The organism is Ruegeria sp. AG6 (assembly GCF_056541565.1).
On the sequence record NZ_JBQFYQ010000012.1, the window covers coordinates 21,130 to 42,624 of the forward strand.

The 21,495-nt window shown below is 58.8% G+C and carries 16 protein-coding genes; 5 read left to right on the forward strand and 11 right to left on the reverse strand.

Annotated features, from left to right (window positions below; genetic code table 11):
- Positions 1 to 6: 6 nt before the first annotated feature.
- Positions 7 to 1,191: a glycosyltransferase family 4 protein gene (locus ACR0I0_RS18330; protein ID WP_209835485.1), complete on the reverse strand. Its 1,185-nt coding sequence runs from the start codon at positions 1,189 to 1,191 to the stop codon at positions 7 to 9.
- Entirely contained in the window at positions 1,185 to 2,690 is a 1,506-nt protein-coding gene (locus ACR0I0_RS18335) for a PepSY-associated TM helix domain-containing protein (RefSeq protein WP_480492476.1), read from the reverse strand. The genes ACR0I0_RS18330 and ACR0I0_RS18335 overlap by 7 nt, the downstream gene beginning before the upstream one ends.
- A 222-nt stretch (positions 2,691 to 2,912) precedes the next feature.
- Between ACR0I0_RS18335 and ACR0I0_RS18340 the strand changes: the two genes are divergently transcribed.
- Together ACR0I0_RS18340 and ACR0I0_RS18345 are read left to right on the forward strand one after the other, a co-directional pair.
- Positions 2,913 to 3,920: a glycosyltransferase gene (locus ACR0I0_RS18340; protein ID WP_480492477.1), complete on the forward strand. Its 1,008-nt coding sequence runs from the start codon at positions 2,913 to 2,915 to the stop codon at positions 3,918 to 3,920.
- The gene (locus ACR0I0_RS18345; RefSeq protein ID WP_210093870.1) at positions 3,917 to 5,959 is read left to right on the forward strand and encodes a hypothetical protein; all 2,043 of its coding nucleotides are present in this window, start codon (positions 3,917 to 3,919) and stop codon (positions 5,957 to 5,959) included. The genes ACR0I0_RS18340 and ACR0I0_RS18345 overlap by 4 nt, the downstream gene beginning before the upstream one ends.
- Positions 5,960 to 5,978: 19 nt before the next feature.
- On the opposite strand, the gene ACR0I0_RS18350 is transcribed toward ACR0I0_RS18345, so the two are convergent.
- The 6 genes from ACR0I0_RS18350 to rfbF all read right to left on the reverse strand — a co-directional run bounded on the left by ACR0I0_RS18350 (position 5,979) and on the right by rfbF (position 12,479).
- A complete protein-coding gene (locus ACR0I0_RS18350; protein WP_171637930.1) occupies positions 5,979 to 8,015 on the reverse strand; it encodes a B12-binding domain-containing radical SAM protein in 2,037 nt (678 codons plus the stop codon).
- 118 nt (positions 8,016 to 8,133) lie between these two features.
- Positions 8,134 to 8,535: a GtrA family protein gene (locus tag ACR0I0_RS18355; protein ID WP_170347032.1), complete on the reverse strand. Its 402-nt coding sequence runs from the start codon at positions 8,533 to 8,535 to the stop codon at positions 8,134 to 8,136.
- A complete protein-coding gene (locus tag ACR0I0_RS18360; protein WP_171642541.1) occupies positions 8,532 to 9,410 on the reverse strand; it encodes an NAD-dependent epimerase/dehydratase family protein in 879 nt (292 codons plus the stop codon). The genes ACR0I0_RS18355 and ACR0I0_RS18360 overlap by 4 nt, the downstream gene beginning before the upstream one ends.
- Entirely contained in the window at positions 9,410 to 10,642 is a 1,233-nt protein-coding gene (locus tag ACR0I0_RS18365) for a methyltransferase domain-containing protein (protein WP_480492478.1), read from the reverse strand. Before ACR0I0_RS18365 ends, ACR0I0_RS18360 begins: the two co-directional genes overlap by 1 nt.
- Positions 10,639 to 11,724 carry an NAD-dependent epimerase/dehydratase family protein gene (locus ACR0I0_RS18370; protein WP_209835489.1) on the reverse strand — a complete coding sequence of 362 codons (1,086 nt, stop codon included), beginning with the start codon at positions 11,722 to 11,724 and terminating at the stop codon, positions 10,639 to 10,641. Before ACR0I0_RS18370 ends, ACR0I0_RS18365 begins: the two co-directional genes overlap by 4 nt.
- A complete protein-coding gene (gene rfbF, locus ACR0I0_RS18375; protein WP_171233823.1) occupies positions 11,706 to 12,479 on the reverse strand; it encodes a glucose-1-phosphate cytidylyltransferase in 774 nt (257 codons plus the stop codon). The genes ACR0I0_RS18370 and rfbF overlap by 19 nt, the downstream gene beginning before the upstream one ends.
- A gap of 671 nt (positions 12,480 to 13,150) precedes the next feature.
- Here rfbF and ACR0I0_RS18380 point away from each other — a divergent pair.
- The gene (locus tag ACR0I0_RS18380; RefSeq protein WP_480492479.1) at positions 13,151 to 14,635 is read left to right on the forward strand and encodes an NAD(P)/FAD-dependent oxidoreductase; all 1,485 of its coding nucleotides are present in this window, start codon (positions 13,151 to 13,153) and stop codon (positions 14,633 to 14,635) included.
- 15 nt (positions 14,636 to 14,650) lie between these two features.
- Here ACR0I0_RS18380 and asnB read toward each other — a convergent pair whose 3' ends face one another.
- Complete coding sequence (gene asnB, locus ACR0I0_RS18385; protein WP_171637921.1) at positions 14,651 to 16,597, reverse strand: asparagine synthase (glutamine-hydrolyzing); 1,947 nt, start codon at positions 16,595 to 16,597, stop codon at positions 14,651 to 14,653.
- A gap of 157 nt (positions 16,598 to 16,754) precedes the next feature.
- Between asnB and ACR0I0_RS18390 the strand changes: the two genes are divergently transcribed.
- Both ACR0I0_RS18390 and ACR0I0_RS18395 read left to right on the forward strand, forming a co-directional pair.
- The gene (locus ACR0I0_RS18390) at positions 16,755 to 17,420 is read left to right on the forward strand and encodes a response regulator transcription factor (RefSeq protein WP_171637919.1); all 666 of its coding nucleotides are present in this window, start codon (positions 16,755 to 16,757) and stop codon (positions 17,418 to 17,420) included.
- A complete protein-coding gene (locus ACR0I0_RS18395; protein ID WP_171637917.1) occupies positions 17,410 to 18,795 on the forward strand; it encodes a sensor histidine kinase in 1,386 nt (461 codons plus the stop codon). Before ACR0I0_RS18390 ends, ACR0I0_RS18395 begins: the two co-directional genes overlap by 11 nt.
- Positions 18,796 to 18,833: 38 nt before the next feature.
- Here the strand turns inward: ACR0I0_RS18395 and ACR0I0_RS18400 are convergent, their stop codons facing one another.
- On the reverse strand, positions 18,834 to 19,859 hold the full coding sequence (locus ACR0I0_RS18400) for a glycosyltransferase (RefSeq protein WP_171617578.1): 1,026 nt from the start codon (positions 19,857 to 19,859) through the stop codon (positions 18,834 to 18,836).
- A complete protein-coding gene (locus ACR0I0_RS18405) occupies positions 19,856 to 21,343 on the reverse strand; it encodes a hypothetical protein (RefSeq protein ID WP_480492480.1) in 1,488 nt (495 codons plus the stop codon). The genes ACR0I0_RS18400 and ACR0I0_RS18405 overlap by 4 nt, the downstream gene beginning before the upstream one ends.
- Between the last annotated feature and the right edge of the window lie 152 nt (positions 21,344 to 21,495).

Sequence of the window (21,495 nt, forward strand, 5' to 3'; positions counted from 1 at the left end):
CGGGGGTTATCCCCGCCCGGCCAGTTGCCGATACAGCTTTTCAAACCCGCTATGCACATGGGCTGGCGAGAACCTGTCTTCTGCACCGCGCGCCGTGGCATTGGCGCTTAGCCGGTCATATTCGGCACGGTCGATGCAAAGATCGCGCAGCGCCTGAGACAGGGCATCAAGATCATCGACCGCACACAGGCGCCCGACATCGCCATCCACCAATTCACGCACACCGCCGCAATCGGTGGCGATCACCGGCAGCCCGGCGCGGAACGCCTCGACAATTGAAATCGGCAGGGCCTCCCACCGGGAGGTCAGCATATAAAGATCCGAGGCCGCGAGATAGGTGGCGACATCCGAGATCACCCCGGGGAAACGGATGATGTCGGAAACCCCGGCCTGTTCGGCCCAGGCTTCGACCTGGCCGCGCAGCACGCCTTCGCCCCCGACGACGATCCGCAGACCGGGCAGATCCTGCCGCACACGCCGGGCCACTTCGATCATCGCGTCGAGGCCCTTTTGGCGGTCCAGACGGGACAAGGACAGAACCAGATGTGTGCCATCTGCGCCCAACAGTTCGCGCCGCAGGGCATCCGCAGCTGCCGGATCGGCGGGCGGGTTGGGACGTACCCCCAAAAGCATCACCCGCGCCTTGTCGGGATCGACCTGGCGTTCCAGCAGGGATTGCATGACGGTTTCGCTGGGGCAGATCGCCAGATCGGCTTGCTGTCGGCAGGCGCGGGCCACCGCGTTGAGACGGTCGGGCGACGAGCCGTGATAGGTCATCACAATGGGAATTCCCATTCCCAGACTGGCCAGACGAGCCGTCAGAAGCGGGGCGGTTTCATGCGCATGGATGATATCGACCTTATGGTCCTTGAGCGCCCGGCGCAGGGTCAGGGCCGAACGTACCAGCCAGTACATTCTGAGGGCCGGGTTGAGTTTGCCATTCGCACTGTGGTCGCTGACCCGGTCAAGTTGCAAAGGTACAAAGACACTGCCATCCGCGGTCTCGCCAAGCTCGCCGGGGGCACCAGCCTTGATCACCTTGTGCCCATGCGCCATCAGGGACCCGCCCAGATCGGTAATGTGGCGCTGAATGCCGCCTCCGAATGTGAAAAACGAGCACATTTGCAGGATGCTGAGCCGTTCCTGAAACGCCTTCTCATTCGTCAGAGGAAGTGTTGTTTCGTTTACCATATCGGTTGCCCCAGTCGGAACGTGACGGTTTTTTTAGTGCCATCGGGTTTTGTCAGGCGGGCTGTGATCCGGTTGGCCGTGTCATTGGGGGTGATGCGAAAAGATGCCTGCGCCTTTTCACCGTTCCGTACCAGTTCGACGGGCTGCTCTGCCCCCCCATCTGTTGCTATGGACGCCGCAGTGATGCCGGGTTCCCCAACCAGCATTTCGACATCAAGCGGGGTATCGCGGCGCACAGGTGCGGGCAGGATCAGATAGGCCACCGCAGCAGGTGCGTCGGTCGGGAAGACCCCAGCTCTCGGGTAGCTGCCCGGCCCAAAGCGCTGATACGCGGTCAGCAGGATACCCAGAACGATCAACAGATAGATCCAGCGGGACAGCCCCAATCCGCGCCAGATGCGCCGGATCGGGCCGTATTGTGCGGCCTCAGGAGCCAGCCGGGCCGCAAAGATCAAGGCGCCCGTCAGGGCAACGCCGGTGGCCACGAAGCCTGACAGAACCCAGAGACCCAATGAGAACGCACCACCCCAGGTGCCGAAATGCAATGTGTTCATCAATGCCTTCCAGCGTGCGAAGCCGCGGGTATCATCCGGGGTGAACGCGCCGAGCACCTCAAGGGTCACTGGATCAACCGATACGCTGCCCCATCCACTCGTCTTCGCAAAACCGACCACGGGGCCTTCAAAGGCAAAAGTGCCAGCCGGATCTCCCGGCAGCACCATGACAAGCGGCTCCAGGCCCGGCAAGGCGGCAACAGCGTTTGCCTCGGCCTGTTCAAGGGTGTCGGAACTGAAGCCGATAGGCAGGGCGGTGTCACGGGGGGAAGTGGGCTGAGGTTTTGGGGTTGTGCCTTCGATTCCCAGACCGCCGAGCATGAAATAAAAGCTGGTGATTGCAATCAGGATCAGAAGCGGCGCTGCCCAAAGGGCCGTTAGCCGGTGCGTGGCGCCGACCCAGGATCTGAACCCCCCGGAGCGTTTGGGCCAGCGGAAAAACCCTTTCCAGAAACGTCGGTAGGTAATCAGCCCGCTGACGATCTGATACAGCAGCAGAACGGATGTTGCCGAGATCAGGATGAAGATGGGGCGTTTGGTGGTCAGGAACGTATCATGCAGATCGCGCAGAATGTCGCGAAACCCGCCATCCCTCGTTTCGTAAACGACTGCTCCGGTCACCGGGTCAGTCCAGAAGCTGATGTTTTCGCCCCAGCCGGTTCGTCCGAAGGTTCGATCTGCGAACCACGGGGCGGGGTATTTTTCGATGACAAATACAGCGCTTTCGGGATGGGCGGTTTTAATGCCGTCATGGATTTCCGCAAAACTGGCCGTCCGGTCTTCTTTGGCAATGGTGGTCCAGATTTCCGGCCGGGCAATGGATTCAACCTCGATGCCGATGACAAGCACTGCCCCCGTCAGGAACATAAAGGCGAAGAAGATCGACAGGTGCAATCCCAGGCGGGTGTGCAGGGAAAATAGCCAGTTGCGAAAGGTTCGGGTCATCTGAAACGCTGACAGCTGATAAATTTACCGGCACACTAAATGAAACTGATGTTCAAGAAACAAGGGGTCGGAGAAAACTGACTGTTGTGAATGCGTGAAATCGGCAAAAGATGTGGCGGTGTGCGCACGTTATTGCAAAATATTCCTGTACTTTGGGCGATGTGCGAATCCGATACAGCACCGGGTGATACAATCGTTTCCAACTTGGAGGTTGGGTAATTGGTGTCTTCAGATTTAGAACAAAATCGCAAAACAATTTCCATTGTTTCGCCTTGCTACAACGAAGAAGACAATGTGGCGAATTGCTATGAAACCGTAAAAGCGATTTTTGAGGAAAAGCTGCTAGGCTACAGGTGCGAGCATATCTTTGTCGACAATGCATCCTCCGACCGGACTGTCGAGATCCTGCGAGAGATCGCTGAAAAAGATCAGAATGTGAAAGTTGTCGTAAACGCCCGCAACTTTGGAGTGTTCCGATCCGCCTTCAACGGGTTGCGTTATGCCGAAGGGGATGCCGTGGTCGTCATCCTGCCGGTGGATCTTCAGGACCCGCCGGACATGATCCCGGAATTCGTGCAGTTATGGGAAAGCGGTTACGATGTGGTGGCCGGTGCCCGCACCACCCGCGAAGAGGGGATCGTGATGCGCGCGGCGCGCGGCATCTTCTATACGATCGTCAACCGGCTGTCCGATGTCTGGCTAGAGCCATCAGTGGGTGAGTTCCAGCTTATTGACCGCAAAGTGCTCAATGCGGTGCTGTCGCATAACGACCACTACCCCTATATCCGCGGCATCATCGCCAGTTGCGGGTTTCGCCGCATCATCGTTCCGTATGTGTGGCGGGCCCGCAAAAGAGGTGTTTCCAAGCACAATCTGATGGCGCTGACCGATCAGGCGCTGAATGCGATCTTCTCTTTCACACGTGCCCCAATGCGGTTCTGCACGCTGAGTGGTCTGGTGATTGCCATCAGCTGTATTCTGTTTTCCCTCATTTCAGTGGTGTTCTATTTCTTCAATCCGGATTTGGCTCCACGGGGAACCACGACAATCATCGTCGCGCTGTTCTTCCTGTCAGGTATCCAGATGCTGTTTATCGGCATGTTGGGGGAATACATAACCTCGATCCACAATCAGGTGCGGGGCGGTCCGATCGTCACTGAACAGGAACGCATCAATATCGAAGGTCCTGCACGGGACCCGGCGATTGTCAAAGACGAGCATATGGCATGAATATGCGTTCAGGTCGGGTGATGTGGCTCTTTGCCGGGGCGATGGCCTTGTGCGGCAGCTCGGCCTGGGCTGCGGACCTGCCGGGCAGCAATGCCACATTGGCGGAACTGCGCCTTTGGTATGCGGCCGTGGTGATTGCTGCGTTGCTTGTGGGGGGTGTTTTCCGGCAGTGTGGCCAGTTTCTTTTTGGCTTGCTTGGCGCGGCGCTGCTTCTGGGTAGTGCGGCCCGGTTGTGGTTGACCCAACCCCTTTGGTTTCCACGGCTCGAGATTTCCGCGAACCCTCCTGAAAACCTGATCATGCTGGCGATACTGGCGGGGCAGACGGTGTTGACGGGCTTTGTGCTTGTGCGGCCGCAGGGAAGGGCGGCCATAACGGGCCTGATGGCAGAAGCAGGACGGTGGCGGCTGATCCTTTTGCTGGGGCTGGCTGCGGCCTTTTGCGTTTCTGCGACGCCGTACGTGGCTTACGGGTACTATCTGGCCTTCGGTTTGCAGATCGGGATCGGCGGTGCGCTGAACCTTGTGCAGATGGCGACGCTGGTCGCCGTTTTCACAGTTGCCGGGCCTGACCGGGCACCCCGCATTCCGGTGGCTGCCCTCGCGGTCTTTGCAATGCTGGCCAGCGCGGCTCTGGCCTGGGCGGCGTTCGACCGCGTGCCTCATGTCGAGGATGAGGTGGCATATCTGTTTCAGGCGCGTACCTTTGCTGCGGGCGTCCTCGGAAGCCCGGCCCCCCCCGCAGCGGCGCAGCCCGCATTGGAATATTACCTGTTCGACATTCGCGGCGATCAGTGGATCGGCGTGCCGGCACAGGGTTGGGCCATCGTGCTGAGCCTGGGCGTGCTGGCCGGGGCGCCCTGGCTGGTCAACCCCGTGCTGACCGGGATCTCTGTCTGGCTGGCGCATGGCATCGTGTGCCGTGCCGTCAGTCGCGAACGGGCCGATCTGGTGGCGTTGCTGATGGCCACGTCGCCCTGGGTGCTCGCCGTCGGTGGCACGCTGATGGCACATTCCACGACATTGGTGATGGTGCTGCTGGGATGGTGGTGTCTGCTCAGGGCTGGGGAGGGGTCAACGCGCAGGGATGTCTTGCTTGCGCTTGTTGCGGGTCTGGCTTTGGGCTGGGCCTTTGTCACCCGACAGCTTGATGGGTTGATCATAAGCGTTTTAACCGGCCTGTGGTTGCTGCGGCGCCTGCCGGGGGGGATCGGACAGGTGATCGCCTGCGCCTTGGGCGGTGTTCTGTCGGGTGGCGTCTTTTTACTGCTCAACCTGATGATCACCGGAGACGCGCTGCTGACCCCGCAAGCGGATTACCTGAGCCGGTTATGGCCCGACACGCAGAATGCCTATGGGTTTGGTCCCAATGTAGGGCCACCGGCCGAGAGCTGGGGCGCGCTCGACATCTGGGTCGGGCACAGTCCGGCCGAGGGTCTGCTGAATCTGATCAATGGTTTTGCCGCGCTCAATTACGAACTTCTGGGCTGGACATTCGGGTCCCTGGTTCCGGTCTGGATTGCGTTCATATGGGGCAGAAAGCTGACCGGGTTCGACCGGGCTATGCTGGTGGTGTTCGCGATCCTTGTGGGGGCCCTGTTTTTTTACTGGTTTACGGGCACGTTCTATCTTGGGCCGCGCTACTGGCATACGGCTTTGTTGCCGGCGCTGGCTTTGGCGGCGGCCGGGATCGAGACCGTCCGGGACCGGCTGCCCGAACGGCATCGTGGCCGCCTGCACTGCGTCATCCTATTGCTGTGTGCGGTGTCTGTTGTCAGCTTCACCCCATGGCGGGGGGTGTCGAAATACAATGGGTATGGTGGCTATACCGGTGACATACGGCGGCAGGCTGCCGGGCTTGGAAACTCTCTGGTCTTTGTTTCGACACAGGGCGATATCGGGTCTGCACTCTATCTCAACGATCCGTTCCTGCCCGAGGGCAAACCGATTTTCCTGCGCGATATGGGCCCCGAGCAGAACGCAGGCATCATCGCGGCCTTCCCGGGCCGCGACGTTGTCTATCTGGGGGATGGCGAATAGGCCCAGCCCAAAGCCAGACCTATTCGGCTGCGTGTTGGCTTTCGCCTGACACGAAGTTGCGCCGGAAATCATTGGCGAACATCGTTCGGGTAAACCGGCCCAGCCCCGAGGCATGTTCGCCAAAGGTTTCGATCCGCGACAGCAAGGTGGTTTTCACCCTTTGATCGACCTGGGTCTGGAACTCGCGGGGGGCATCGAACTGGTAATCCTGCAGCACGCCCTGATATCCCGAATTCCTCCAGGCCTCGACATCGAAAGACGAGCTCCAGACGGGTTCGTGTTCCAGGGTTTCCGAGAAGGGCACATGCAGCATCACGGCGCTGTAGTAATTGATGATCGTGTCGAGCATCTCGTGCGCTTCGTGGTCGTCCTTGTCCAGAAGGTCGCTGATGGCCCGTTTCAGGAAATCAAGTGCTTCGTCCAGCACGATGAACCGGCCAATCATCGAATATTTGCTGAGCAGATTGCCCCCCAATTCGCCGCTGATCAGGTCGTCATAATTTTCCTGCGCCCAGGCGACGCAGTCGGCGCGGGTTTCAAACAGCTCCTGCTGGTTTTCCTCCAGATAACCGGCCACCGCATCCCGGAAGGGTTTGGGGGCCTGATCGAGAATGTCCTGCATATGCTTGACGATCAGGAAGGGCCGGATGCCACGGGACCGCGCCAGCCGGAAGGCTTCTTCGAAATTGTCTTCGTAATAGAAGATCGTCAGCAGCAGATGGAAAACACGGGTGTCCAGATAATCCTGGAACGAGAAATTCTCGGACTGGACCACCATTTCCTCGGTCTCGACCACGGTTGGGCCGGTATATTTGCCCAGGCATCGGGCAACCACGCGATGGAGGGTTTTGAAGCCGAATTTCTCGCGGCTGTCGGGGTTGGCCAGCGGTGCGCCGTGCAGCAGCATCAACTGGTGCGCCGCGACCCGGCTGACGCCGGTTTCGATCAGCTGATCGACGGCATCCATGAAGGATTCCCGGGTTTCACCGGGCATGCACAGGATCAGCTCGCCATAGGATTGCATGCCCTTTGAATGCAGCTCCTGCTGTACCTCGGCATAGGTGTCCAGGCTGATATTGTCGCGTTTGATGTTCTTCAGAACTTCCGGATTCAGAGACTGAACCGACGAGGTCATCGGCAACCGGCCCTTGGCCTTGCGCATCACCTTGATGATCCGGTCGCCGCGGTTCTTGCCCGTGGTTGTCCGGATGTATTTGGGCCAGTCGTACCGATCCATCAGATGGCCCAGGTAATCGGCCACCTCTTCGTCCTGCACATACATGCCGAAATTGTCATCCGCAAAGCACAGCGGGCTGGCATGGTTGATGCGGGCGACGACGTAATCCAGATCGGCCTTGGTGCGTTCAAACGAATGGCGGAACACCTTCGAGTTCGATTTGACCGCCGAATTGCAGAACGCGCAGGTGAACGGGCAGCCCCGTGCCAGTTGCATCAGTGCAAACAGGCCGGTGTCAAAGAACTTGTCCATCAACCCGGCCAGATAGGGAGAGGGGATTTCATCCAGATCGCGGATGCGGGGCGGCTCGGCCCCGCGCAGGATCTCTCCGGTTTTTGGGTGCACGTAAAGCGCGCCATCGACGGCCTCTTCCCACATGCCTTCGCGTCGGGCGCCGACATCGATGAAGCGTTGCAGCGTGCTGAGGAACGCGCGCTCGCCCTCATAGGTGGGGCCGCGCACATGCATGTCGATCTGCGGCATGGTCCGGATCCAGCTGTCCTGCTCTTCTTCGGTCAGCGGAAAGTTGGGACCACCCATCAGGGTCAGGCTGTTGGGATTGACCGCCTTGACGTAGTCGGCAAAGGACAGGGCCAGATGGTGGTTCCAGGAATAGCTGGAAAAGCCGACCACATCGGGCGGAGCTGTGTCGACGGCCGCTTTGAATTCCTGCGGATCACGAAAGATCGCGACCTCAATCGGTGTCGGGCTTTTTGCATGAGCCTGGGCATAGGTTGCAAGATTTCCAACACCCAACGGGTAGGTGTCCGACGTGGCAGTAACGAGGTTATGTCCAAGATCAGCAAGATAAAGACGCATTGACGATTATCCTTCCAGCACTGGTACCAAATACATTTAACAGTCCATATCCTACTATATATCAGATGGACCGGTTACGGATCGAAAGTGTTTATGTCTGTAGTTTTGAGGCATTATATCAGACCTCCTGCTGCCACGGGAAGCGATCGGTCAGCGCCCGGGAAACAAGGATGAATGCCAGAACGGCCGCGGGCAGAACCAGCAGGCCCTGTGCAAGGATCGGATGCAGTCCCGTGCTCAGAAGAGCTTCGAGCGAAAAGGCGTTGAAAACGTAAACCATGACATATGCCAGCAGGTAGAAGGGCAATTTCCTGAACCCTTTGGTGTCGAATACGATCCGGGCGTGGGTCATGAAATTCCACAACACGCCGATGACGAACGAGATCGCAAGAGCCGCCTGTGCGGGCAACCCCGACAGGCTCAGAACCGAGAAAACCGCATACCCGAAGGCCGTATTCACGATGCCGACCAGGGCAAAAAGCATGAAGGATTGCTTGCGTAGAAAGGATGAAGATTTCATACGGCCTCCTCCCTTGACCGAAGACACCGGGCGACTCCGGAAGCAATGTCATATTGTGGCATAAAACCGGTCTCGTCCCGCAACCGGGTCACGTCCGCCGCCAGCCGGGGCGGATCGTCCGCTGCGCGGGCGATGGTGCCCAAGCGGATCAGATCGGGCCGGTGCATCTGGTTTGCCACCTCTGCAATCAGGTCTCGAACCGGGGTCGCCGTACCGCTGGCGACATTGACCGGGCCGGTCAGATCGCTTTCCAGCACGCGCAACAAGGCGCGGGCAAGATCATCGACATGCAGGAAATCCCGCTCCTGCCGCCCATCGGTGCAATCAACCGGCCGTCCCGCCCCGAGGTTTGACATCAGATCGCCAAACAGTCGCCCCGGCGGTTCATCCGGCCCGTAGACAAAAAAGATGCGGGCCCATGCCAGGGACAGGCCAAGCGTCTGCTGGCCCGCGCACAGTGCCAGACCGGTTCCGGCCTTGGCCGCCCCATAAAGGGTGCGGGGGCGCAGGGGGCTGGTTTCGATCAGCTCCGGTACCGACCAGTCATATTCAGCACAGCTTCCGGCGCAGACCGCGCGCTGGCCTCCTGTGCGTGCAAACTCCCGCACCAGATGCAGGGTGGCGGCCATCCAGTCCAGATTGGCCCCAGAAGTCCAGCGGTCGCGCGCGCCGTCATGCCAGGCCAGATGCACCAGATAGTTGGCGCGGGCTGTTTCAAGGGCTGTCGTGATGGCATCGGGGTCCAGCAGATCGCAGGTGATGTCGCTTGCCGGGTTGCGGCCCAGCGTCACCACCTCGTGGCCCGCCTCTGTCAGAGCCGTGGCTGTCGCGCGCCCGATCAATCCGGTTGCGCCCGTCAGCAGAACCCGTGCCATCAGCTGATCCTGATCTCTGGCACGGCCGTTACGAAGCGGGTGCCATGTGCCTTCAGGTCGGACAGTTGATCCGTGACTTCGTCCCGGATGTTCCAGGGCAGGATCAGCACGTAATCCGGCGGCGTCTCGCGCAGGGCTTCGACCCCATGCACGGGGATATGGCTGCCGGGCAGCAGCGTGTTCTGCTTGGCCGGGTTGCGATCAACGCAGTAAGAGATCAGGTCGGGGCCGATCCCGGCATAGTTCAGCAGCGTGTTGCCCTTGGCGGCGGCGCCATAGGCCGCAATGGTGTCACCCCTAGCATTTGCTTCGCGCAGGAAGCCAAGCAGCCCGTCGCGCAGCGCTTCGACCTGAATGGTGAAATTCATATAGCCCTCAGGTCGGTCGAACTGCGCCGCAGCCTCATCCGCGCGGACCTTGGCCAGACCGGGCCCTTCGGGATGGCTGGCACCCTCAAGGCAGGCGAACACCCGCAGCGAACCGCCATGGGTGGGCAGTTCCTCGACGTCGAAGACACGCAGGCCCGCCTTGGCAAAAATCTTTTCCACCGCCAGCAGCGACAGATAGGAGTAATGTTCGTGATAGATCGTGTCGAATTGCACTTCTCTGATCAGGTTCAGAAGATGTGGAAATTCGACCGTATAGACCGCATCGCCGGTCAGAAGCGTGGCGATCCCGGCGACGAAATCGTTGATGTCAGGCACATGCGCCAGCACATTGGCCGATGCGATCAGCGCCGGAGGTTTCTCGGTCGCGGCCACCTTGCGGCCCAGCGCCTCGCCGAAATAATCGACCAGCGTGCGCACGCCTTTTTCTTCGGCTGCCGCCGCCACGCTGCCCGAAGGTTCGATCCCCAGAACCGGGATGCCTTTCTCGACGAAATACTGCAACAGATACCCGTCATTCGAGGCGATCTCGATCACCAGATCATCGGGTCCCAGATCAAGCCGGTCGACCATCTGTTCGACATAAGCTTTGGCATGGGCCAGCCAGCTGTCCGAATAGCTCGAGAAATAGGCGTAATCGGCATTGAAGATCTCATCCGCCGGTACGGCGTCTTCGACCTGTACCAGATAGCAGTCGTTGCAGACCCAGGCATGCAGCGGATAGCGCGGACAGGCCGTGCCCGCGCGCTCGGGCGGGACATAGGAATTGGCCAGCGGCGAAAGCCCCAGATCGACCAGCGTCTGGGTCAGGGCTGCGCCACAGCTCCGGCAAGCGGGGTGTGTCATTGCGGCATCCTCCAGCGCAGATCCTCGCTCAGTGTGCCTGTGCGGATATGCTCTTCAAGCGCTTTCAGCCGCATCAACGGAGATGACCTGAAATCGGCATCGCCAAAGTTGATATCGTTCAGCAATTGCAACAAATCCCGGATGGTGCCTTCAAGCGTCTGCACCGGCTGATGTTCGGGTGCCAGTTGTTTGTAGAGCGAAAAGTCGACCTTGTAGGACCGGTTGTCGGGCGAGGCATCGGGATTGATCGAGTAGCTGGCCCTGGGGACCGCTTCGGCCACGGCCTGCGCCAGATCGCGGATCTGATAGTTCCACACATCCGATCCAGCGTTGACCGCAAGCCACTGCCCCCCGGCATCTTGGGTCCGGGTGATGGCCCAGTCGATGGCTCGGGCCATGTCGCGCACGTCGATCAGCGGCCGCCACGGGCTGCCGTCGCTCAGCACCGTGATCTTGCCAGCGGTGACCGCACAGGCGGCAAAATCATTCAGCACCAGATCCAGCCGCAGCCGGGGCGACGGCCCGCAGGCGGTGGCGAAACGCAGCGCTGTACGCAGCATCCCCGGCGTGTCCATGGCCGCCAGCGCGCGCTCGGTCCCGATCTTGCTGCGGGCATAGGCGGTCAGCGGGTTCAGGGGCGCGTCCTCGGATCTGGCATCGCCTTCGGCGAAACCATAGACCGAACAGCTGGAGGCGAAGACAAAGCGCGACACCCCGGCTTCGGCGGCCAGATGAGCGGCCTGCACGATGGCATCCTGATTGATTTCCGTGGTGACTGTTTCGAACCGGGCACCCATCGGGTCGTTCGAGATGGCCGCCAGTGCAACAACCGCATCCGCCCCCTGGAACAGTGACGCATCGATATCGCGAATATCCGCGATGATCTGCTGGTTCAGAACCCGCTCGGGCCACGCATCATGCGTGGTCAGCCGGTCCGAGAAAAACCCGGGATCAAGGCCGATCAGATTGGCGTTGGGATAGGATTTCCGCAAGGCCGCCGCCACGACCGGACCAATATAGCCCAGATTGCCAAGCAGGATGATTTTCGGAGTGGAACCCAGCGTCATTCCCAGACCTTCCATGGAGCATTGCCTTCCTGCCAGCGGGCTTCGAGCTGACGGCGGTCGCGCAGCGTATCCATCGGTTGCCAGAATCCCTTGTGGCGAAACGCCATCAGATCGCCGTCTGCGGCCAGCGTTTCAAGCGGAGCGCGTTCCCAGATTGCGCCGTCCCCGTCCAGCAGATCACCAACCGAAGGATGCAGCACGAAGAACCCGCCATTGATAAAACCACCGTCACCGCCAGGTTTTTCGGCAAAACGTTCGATCTGATCGCTAGCCAGCTCCAACGCGCCGAAACGCCCCGGTGGCACGACTGCGGTGAGCGTGGCGCGTTTGCCGTGGCTTTTGTGGAACGCGACCAGCGAACTGATATCGACATTCCCGACCCCGTCGCCATAGGTCATGCAAAAGGCCTCTTCATCCTTGAGCAGATGCATGACACGGCGCAGCCGCCCCCCGGTCTGGCTGTCCTCTCCGGTATCGACCAGCGTCACGCGCCACGGTTCCGATTTACTGTTTGCAATCTCAAGCCCGCCATTGGCCAGATCGATCGTGACGTCTGAACTGTGCAGAAAGAAATTCGCGAAGTATTCCTTGATCACGTAACCCTTGTAGCCGAGGCAGACGATGAAATCCGTGATGCCGTGTGCCGCGTAGATTTTCATGATATGCCAGATGATCGGTTTGCCGCCGATCTCGACCATGGGTTTTGGAATCTTGACGGTTTCTTCGCTGAGCCGGGTTCCCAAGCCGCCGGCCAGAATAACACACTTCATAAAATCGCTCCCTCGTTAACAACGAGACTGGCTACCAATTCACTCATCGTCCCCAGGTTTGAGACACCTGGGTTTTGCAAACATTCTCACGTATTAGGACGGCAGCGGTGCCACCCTGTCAAGATTCACCAAGCGACGAGTCGTGAGGTGCTGAATTTCCTGCTGCTCTGGCGCTCAACTATACACAATGCGAGGAAAGTCACAGCATTGTTGATGCGCCCTTTCGGTCCGTCGATACAGTGAAGGACATCACAGACGCAGCCTGAAAAAAACGGTCATGGTTCAGGTCAGGCGCCGTGCAAGAGGTGTATGGATCCAATCTATGTTTCGCTTCCGGGCGGGGAGTTTCGGCTGGCTGTGCCAGTCAGCAATCATCGTTATGTTTCAGGGCATTGTGGAAAACGCGTGCTGTTTCGGGCGGTGTGAAAGACCGTCGGTTTCGCAAAACCCAAACCGGCTTTCGGTACAGGCGACCCGGTTTGGGTTTTGCCATCGATTTGCAGAGAAGGACGCGAGTGCGGTTCGTCAAACGGAATGGTTGATTTTTCTGCACGGAAGGGGTGGAACTCAAAGCGCAGGAGCCCCGTTTCGGGAACTGACAGGATTTTGTTGTGAATCTCGGATAACCTCTTGTAGCTTTAGGTCAGTGTTTTGGTATGGGTGTTAGTCATTTGAAAAAAGATATTGTTCCCGTTGTCGTCATTGGTGGTGGTCCAGCAGGGCTGACAGCAGCCTATGAACTTCAGAAACTGAGCGACACACATGTTCCCAGGGTGTTCGAAGCCTCGGACATGGTTGGTGGCATCTCGCGAACCGAAACGCACAAAGGGTATCGCTTCGACATTGGCGGGCATCGGTTTTTCACCAAGGTGCGCGAAGTCGAGGATATGTGGCACGAGGTGATGGGGGATGATTTCATCACCGTGCAACGCCTGAGCCGCATCTTCTATCGCAACAAATTCTACGATTACCCGCTGCGTATCTTCAACGCCCTTGGCAATATCGGCCCCTACGAGACCTACAAGATCATCGGCAGCTTCATCAAATGGAAGCTGCGGCCGAAGCCGCAGGAAGACACGTTCGAAGACTGGGTCGTCAACCGCTTTGGTGGGCGGCTTTATATGCATTTCTTCCACAGCTACACCAAGAAGGTCTGGGGTATTCCGCCGTCCGAAATCCGCGCCGACTGGGCCGCGCAGCGGATCAAGAACCTGTCCCTGCCCAAGGCTGTCTGGAACGCGATTTCGGGGGCCAACGACACCGCCAGCCTGATCGAGGAGTTCCAGTATCCACGCCTGGGCCCCGGCATGATGTGGGAAAAAACCCGCGATCTGATCCGGGAAAAGGGGGGCTCGGTCGAAACCCATTCCGAAGTGATCCAAGTGAACCGTGATGGCAATCGCGTCACTTCGATCGATGTGCGCCACTGGACTGAAGATGGCGAAAAACACACAGAACGGGTGGAAGGCACGGAGTTCGTCAATTCGATGGCCGTTCGTGATCTGATCCATGCTTTTGATCCGCCGCCACCGCCCGAGGTCGTCGAGGCGGCAGACCGTCTGCGGTATCGTGATTTCCTGATCGTGACTCTGATCCTGGATCACGCGGACCCGTTCCCGGACAACTGGATCTACATCCACAGCCCGCAGGTGAAGGTGGGGCGCATCCAGAATTTCCGGGCCTGGTCCGCGGAAATGCTGCCCGATCAGAACACCGCGTCGATCGGGATGGAATATTTCTGCCAGAAAGGTGACGGGTTGTGGTCGTCAAGTGACGAGGACCTCAGGCATCTCGCCAGTGAAGAGCTTGAAAAGCTGGGTCTGGCCAAGGCCAGCGATGTCATCGATCACGCGGTTATCCGGCAGCCCAAGGCCTATCCGGTCTATGACAGTGAATACAAGGACGCCCTGGACACGGTCAGCGGCTGGCTGAAGACGCTGGAAAACTTCCAGACCGTGGGTCGCAATGGTCTGCACCGCTACAACAACCAGGATCATTCCATGCTGTCGGCGATGTACGCCGCGCGCAATATCCTGGGTGAAAATCATGACGTCTGGGATGTCAATGTTGAGCGGTCCTATCACGAAGAGTTTGAAGCCAAACCCAAGAAAAAGGCGGCCCCGCAATCCGCCGTCCGCAAAAGCAGGGCCCTCTGAGGAAGGGGCAGCCCTTCAACTGTGGACCGCAGCGCCCACAGGTTTGTTGGCAGAGGAGGGTCGGGGGCGAAATCTGTCCGGCCGGATGCTGACGTGATCGCGTAATCTGTTGATTTCGCAATCTTCGTCCTGATGATCCAGCCGGCATCGCAGCCACACCTCGGTCAGCAGCAACCGCAGCCGCAGATCCGGACCGGCCTCTTCGATGGTGTTTGTCATCTGTGTCCGGGTCAGGCTGAAAAGATCCCCCAAATGGGCGTTCCTGAAGTATTCCGGCCGGATCTCAAGCCGCTGAAACACCGTCGTCCAGAACCCGATCTTGATGCGCTGGCTCAGGGTGTTGGGGATGTAGCGGTTGGCAACCTCGCGGACCACCCATTTGTCGCGGATGAAGGGGTGTGCCTTCTCGAAAACGAACGGAGAGGCTCTGAGCTTGTAGCGTGCCGGCAGATTGACCCCGAACCGGGCAACCTGTGTGTCCAGAAACGGGAACCGCGCCTCGATCCCGGCAGCCATGCCCATTGTATCGTTGCGATGCAAAAGCGTTCGCAGATGGTGGTGCATGTAATCCAGGCTCCATTGCCGGCCTCTTTCCTGAAACTTGCGAGGCAGCTGTGCCAGGCTGTCGGCTACGGCCCGCTTGTCCTGCGCCATCTCGCGACCATTCAGGATGTCGCGGACGTTTTCCATGTTTCCCATCCGGTCAGGTGCCAGGATCGGGCCAACCCCCGGTATTGCGCGTATGGCCGAACCCAACCCGCTGATCATCCTTTCATACCCGTCTGTCAGGCGTTTGCGGCCAAGCCAGGGGTAGCCCAGAAACAGCTCATCCGATCCTTCGCCTGACAACAGCCCCTTGATCCCTGAATCCGCCGCGAGCTGGGCGATCATCATCAATGGCGCGCAATTGGGATGATAGGAAAACGGGTATTCGTAGTGACGCATTACGCGCGGGATCATGTCGACGAAATCCTGCTCTTCAGCCTCGATGACATGCAGATCAAGTTTCAGGCTTTTGGCCAGTTCCGAGGCGGCGTCCACCTCGCTCCAGGCGCCTTTCACATTGGCGTGGAACAGGGCGATATTCTGGTGTTGGGCCGCTGCGATAGCAACGATCAGGGATGAATCCACCCCGCCAGAGCAAAACGCGCCAACCGGTGCATCCGCGAATAAATGTGAGGCCACGGATTTATGCATGAGATCCGCATATTCATCGACGATATCGACAGCCGACAGGCCATCGAGACGGGTCATCTCATCAAGATCGAGAAAGTCGGTCAGGTGGAAGAAAGAGGCGGTGTCGATATTGCCCGATCCGTCATGCCATAGGTAAGTGCCGGGTGTCAGGCTGCGGATCCCCTGATAGAAGGTCGGGCCGCTGGTCGGGCCTCCGAATTTCATCAGGTAAGCCGCGATCGAGTTGACATCGGGTTGCAGGGTTATCCAGGGTTCGAAGGCCTTGATCTCTGAACCGAACAGAAAGGCGGGGCCTTGTTCGGTCATGCCTTGCATCCAGTAAAGAGGTTTCATGCCAAACCGGTCCCGGGCCAGCAGAACCCGGTGTGTCTGCCGGTCGATAAAGGCAAGTCCGAACATGCCATCGAACCGGGCAAGCGCATCTTCGCCCCATTGGATCAGGCTGTGCAGCACCACTTCGGTATCCGAGGTGGTGCGGAACGGGATGCCCAATGCCTCAAGTTCAGCGCGCAGGGTTCTGAAGTTGTAGACTTCGCCATTGTAGACAAGGATGTAGCGGCCGCTTGGGTCCGTAAAGGGCTGATCCGACCGGGTGTCGGTATCAACCAGAGACAGGCGTTGATGGGCCAGGCCAAGACCGGGCTCGCTCAGAATATTGCCGGCATCGGGGCCGCGGTGCCGAATGGCGAAACCGCTTTGACGAAGCCGTGTGACATCAGGGGATGAGGTTGTATCCTCTGGGAAAATTCCAAACAGACCGCACATCCGGCACCTCAAATCGTTAAAACTTAATTTCGGGTTCTGAAACGGATCGCTTTCGACAACCGATCTGGTGAAATATATAAAAGGGGGGGTGAACGGTGCATGTCGGGTCTTGTCATGCTGTGTTCACGTTTGGACCGTTTGTCCCGTATGAGGGGTTATGAAGGTACTGGTTGCGGAAGATGACGATACACTGCGCGGTGATCTTGAATGTTTGCTGCGCGCCCGGGGTGATATCGTAAGACTGTCAGGAAACGGCAATGATGCGCTGTTTCTGGGAGAGACCGAGGATTGGGACGCGATCGTGCTGGACCTGGGGCTGCCGGGGCTGGACGGGTTGTCGATCCTGCGGGAATGGCGCAGCCGCAAGGTTGCAGCACCGGTTCTGATCCTGTCGGCGCGTGACAGCTGGAACGATATCGTTTCCGGGCTGCGCAGCGGGGCTGATGATTATCTGTCAAAGCCTTTTCATTCAGAAGAACTTCTGGCGCGGCTCGAGGCCTTGGTGCGCCGTGCAAGCGGGCGTGGCACGCCCTCGATCGATGTCGGAGATCTTTCGGTTATGCCGGATGAAAAAGCTGCCTTTTTCAAAGGGCGCAGCGTATCGCTGACCGCTTTCGAGTTCCGGGCGCTGGAGCATCTCGCCCGACATGCGGGATCTGTCGTCAGCCGGGCAGATCTGATCGAACATATCTATGCCGAGGATATGGATCTGCAATCGAACGTCATCGATGTTCTTGTCTCACGTTTGCGTCGGAAGACTTCGGCGGGAATGGTGGAAACCGTGCGGGGGCATGGGTATCGGATTCCGGTAGATGACGCATAATTGGGCTACGATCCCCCGTCGCGTTTCGATTGCCACGATAGCGATCTGCTGCGCCATACTGGGTATCGGGGCCATGATCTGCATTCAGGTCTACCGGGCTCATGAAATCGGCGAAATGGATTTGCTGCTTGGGCAGGATTTGTTGATCGAAGCCCGGCGGGTCGCCTATGACGGGGCACAGGCTGAACTGCTCGAGAGCGTTGGCCCGAGCTATTATGACCTGACCAATGAGCAATGGTTCTGGCAATTGACGCGTGACGGGTCTGACGAAATCCTGCTGCAATCCCCGTCACTTGGCCCTGTCACCGCAGAAAGCTGGGTTCTGGACGTCCCGGAAGCCGGGGGGAATTTCGTAATCCCGGGCGGAGATGTTCTGCGTGGAAGGCGGGCTGCGTTTCCCGGGATGGAACCGGATGAGACATTGACCTTCCGGATTGCGGCCCCACTGATGCATGTCACGGAAGAAACCAACCGGGCTGCAAAGCTGATTGCATTGATTTTCATTGGTCTTGCCATAGTGGTTTCGGTTTCGGTCTACATCACTGTGAACAGGGGGCTGATGCCGCTCAAGCGGCTCAGCAATTCCGTGAAGGTCATGCGTAAAAACGACACCATCATAGACGATCAGAAATGGCCCCCCGATCTGGTTCCCGTGGTCGAGGAACTGCGCGAGCTGCACTGGCGCAACGGCACGATCATCGAAAAACACCGTCGAAAAAACGCAGAGCTGGCGCATGGCCTGAAAACGCCGCTGGCGGCATTGGCGCGCGTTGCCGAAGAGCTTGAGGGAGATAAAAGAGATCAGATAACGGATTTTGTGGGGCGTATGACCGGTGTCATCAAACGCAACCTCAGCCGCGCGCGTACCGAACGCCCCTATGGAAAATCCTCTCCGGTGCATGCCTGCGCCGAAGATGTATCGTTTGCACTTGGCATCACACTCCGAAACAGGATGCCGCATATCGAAAACGCCATAGACGCCGGAACCACCTTTTGGGGCGAGGAGGCCGACATTCAGGAGATCCTGGGCAATCTGCTTGAAAACGCCTGTCTCTGGGCCAAGAGCCATGTGCGCATATCCGTGACGGCACCCGAGCCGGGCATGATCACGTTGAGTATCGAGGATGATGGCCCCGGAATGGGGGCGGGCAGATCAGAGGGGTCGGCTCGGAAAGACAATACAGATGAGACCGAGGGGCATGGGCTGGGGCTTTTGATCGTGCAGGATATCGCTGAACTTTACGGCGGATCCGTCAGTATCGGAACATCCTCTCTGGGTGGTGCGCGCGTTTCGGTAACGCTGCCGGGCCAGATTGAAGCTGCCAGAAAGCCCAGAACGCGGTCCCTCAAAGGAAACTTGCGCAGGGCAAACTGATCGGTTTGCCCGGTTTCCGACGGGTGAAACCGGACAGGCTAACTTCGCCTGACCGACAAGTTATGCCGTCTGCCCAGCATGTGATATTCGAACAGGCACCAGACATAGATGGTGGCCGAATAGACATAATAGACCTGATGGTAGAGCAGACATTTGAACGCAAACCACGGCCCGCCATGCCCGGACATGGCGCGCACCAGATCCAGATTGGCGACAAAGGCCGCAGCCAGTAACACAAAAGGCAAAGGCCAGCTTCCCGGCCAGAACGGCAGGGCCAGAAGCGACAGCAGCAACAGCCCGGCAATTGCGGCCCGTGCACGTTCAGCCATCGAGGTGTTCAAATCATCGGTCAACCCCTCACGCGAGATCATCAGCCGGGCCCAGGGCAGGGCACGGCAGAAGATATCCGTGCTCAGGCTGTTGCGGATGGTCCAGACCTTCAGGTGTTTGCCCTGCAAAAGCGGCTCGACCAGGATACGGCGACCGGTGGCCGCTATCCGGTAGCCCAGTTCGATATCTTCGATCGAAGGCACCTCATAGGTTTTGACATCGAACCCACCGACTTCAAGAAACACGTCGCGCCGGATGGCGCCACACCCGGCCCAGAAGGTGCGCGCCTCGCGGCGGGCGCGTTGATGGTGATAGCGGTGCAGAAGGTTCTTGTAGCGTGAAAACCAGGCCTGCCCGTCCGGGGCATCATCATAGGATCCGAACACGGCGCCCACATTGTCTTCGGACATCGCCCGGCGAATATGGTCAGGCCCGTCCGGCCAGGCGATGACATCGGAATCCACGAACCACAGGATATCGCCCGTGGCTTGTTGGGCGGCCAGGTTGCGGGCAGCCCCTGGCCCGCCATTGACGGGTGTGGTCAGAACAGTTGCGCCCATTTCCCGTGCCAGCGCCGCGGTACCGTCGGGGGACTGGTCATCCACCACCAGAACCTGCTGCACCTGTCCGGTATTCAACATTTCAATCAATGGCGGCAAAACGCGCGGCAGCAGATGTTCGGCATTGTAGGCCGGCATGACCACGCTGATGGAAAGGGGGTGATCTGAACTCACGAAGGATCTCCGGCAATGATACGCGAAGCGCCTGAGCGCTGAACAAGGAAAAGAAAGGCCGCTGTAAAGGGCAACAACCACATCACGCGCGCGCCGTAACGATCCGCGGGTTGTGATACTCCTCCGCAGACCAGAGCGTTGACCGCTATTCCGAACAGGATGAACAGCGCAAACAGCTTCATGTCACGCGACACACTACCCGGCCGCAGCAGAATAAACACGATAAAGGCAAAAGAGACGGCATAGATCACGCCGTGCACGATATCGGCCGTTTCTATCCAGCCCCTGTCCTGAGACAATGAACCGCCTTGGAACATATCGGGCCGGATATCTTCCATTCTGGCCAACCAGCGGGCGTTTTCCAGCTCCACATCCGTTGGGATCGTCATGGCAATGCTATAGCGCAATACCTGCTGATAGCCGTTCCGGGCCAGTGCCAACGAGGTGGAAAGAGGCCGGGACAGGAAAACCGCCTTGGCGAATTCCCGTTGGGACAGGGCAACCCGTTTCTGATCTTCGGGTGACATGAGCCGGAATGAACCCAGGTTGGGGGAGCGTTCGAAAATGATATGGGAGGGTGTCAGCCTGTAGGGATCATCTGACCACGACAGCGCTTCGTGTAGTGCGCAGGTGGGCACTTCGGCATTCGGGCAGACCTCGTCCAGATAATCCATGCCCGGCCCGTCAACGATGAGCCGCGCGGTGATATGCGGCGTATAGACGACCTCTTTGTTGGTGGCGATTTCCACGGTGACCTGAAAGGCCTTGCGCTCGGCCAGTGCCAGCGCCAGAACCATCATCATCAAGATTGTCGCGCGCCAGCGCCGTGGTCTTTTCCCCCAGAGCGCGGCCAAAGCGACAAAAGGTATCATTAACGCCGCAACCGCCAGATGAGACGGGTGCAGAAGGGCGCTGAACAGGGCCAGACTGGATACCAAAAACAGTTCCCAGGTTTGCATCATCCGCCCAAAGGCCGTCAGTGAGGCAATCACGATCAGCAGCACCGGTGCAAAAATATCCGGCATCATATAGGCGACATAAAACGGCAATGAAGTACTGGCTGCGACCAACAAAGGCACTGCGGTCATAATGGTTGTGTTCGGTGCCCCGCCCGGCGACCGGCCAGCGGTTCGCGCCAGCATCCAGACGGCCAGCAGCGTAGCAACCAGATGCAATACCGGAAGGACGGACAGGGCATCGATCCGAACAAGCGCAGCCATGATGAGGCCATAGATCAGTGACCGTGATCCGGTTGCGGTGTTATCCTCATCGGCGGTGTGGGTTACACCTGCCGCAACGCTGTCAGCTGTCGGCGGAAGGAAACTGCTCAAGGCCACATTTCCCTGCCGGATGTAACTGCCGGTATCGAAGTAATAAAGCGGCCCGCCATTGATCATGAGAACGGACAGGCAAACCAGCAGCGCCGCGATCACCAGGAGGAAAGCCCCGACCGTCCAAGATGGCTTATCCGAAAGAGCCGACACGGTCATATCCGTTCTGCGACCAGCTTCGCCACAAGTACGGTGTGCTGAAAGCAAGCAACTATTGCATTCAGCCCGTCTTCCAGTGCCATTTCACAAGGATCAAAATCAGGCGCGTTCATCAGCGTCCTCGGCAGCCTCCATCAATCGGGCCA

Excerpts from the sequence above, each read along its gene's own strand:
- ACR0I0_RS18345 (WP_210093870.1), top strand. The coding sequence starts at position 3,917 with ATGAATATGCGTTCAGGTCGGGTGATGTGGCTCTTTGCCGGGGCGATG.
- ACR0I0_RS18330 (WP_209835485.1), bottom strand. The coding sequence starts at position 1,191 with ATGGTAAACGAAACAACACTTCCTCTGACGAATGAGAAGGCGTTTCAG.
- ACR0I0_RS18355 (WP_170347032.1), bottom strand. The coding sequence starts at position 8,535 with ATGAAATCTTCATCCTTTCTACGCAAGCAATCCTTCATGCTTTTTGCC.
- ACR0I0_RS18350 (WP_171637930.1), bottom strand. The coding sequence starts at position 8,015 with ATGCGTCTTTATCTTGCTGATCTTGGACATAACCTCGTTACTGCCACG.
- ACR0I0_RS18360 (WP_171642541.1), bottom strand. The coding sequence starts at position 9,410 with ATGGCACGGGTTCTGCTGACGGGCGCAACCGGATTGATCGGGCGCGCG.
- ACR0I0_RS18390 (WP_171637919.1), top strand. The coding sequence starts at position 16,755 with ATGAAGGTACTGGTTGCGGAAGATGACGATACACTGCGCGGTGATCTT.
- rfbF (WP_171233823.1), bottom strand. The coding sequence starts at position 12,479 with ATGAAGTGTGTTATTCTGGCCGGCGGCTTGGGAACCCGGCTCAGCGAA.
- ACR0I0_RS18335 (WP_480492476.1), bottom strand. The coding sequence starts at position 2,690 with ATGACCCGAACCTTTCGCAACTGGCTATTTTCCCTGCACACCCGCCTG.
- ACR0I0_RS18395 (WP_171637917.1), top strand. The coding sequence starts at position 17,410 with ATGACGCATAATTGGGCTACGATCCCCCGTCGCGTTTCGATTGCCACG.
- ACR0I0_RS18365 (WP_480492478.1), bottom strand. The coding sequence starts at position 10,642 with ATGACACACCCCGCTTGCCGGAGCTGTGGCGCAGCCCTGACCCAGACG.
- asnB (WP_171637921.1), bottom strand. The coding sequence starts at position 16,597 with ATGTGCGGTCTGTTTGGAATTTTCCCAGAGGATACAACCTCATCCCCT.
- ACR0I0_RS18370 (WP_209835489.1), bottom strand. The coding sequence starts at position 11,724 with ATGGAAGGTCTGGGAATGACGCTGGGTTCCACTCCGAAAATCATCCTG.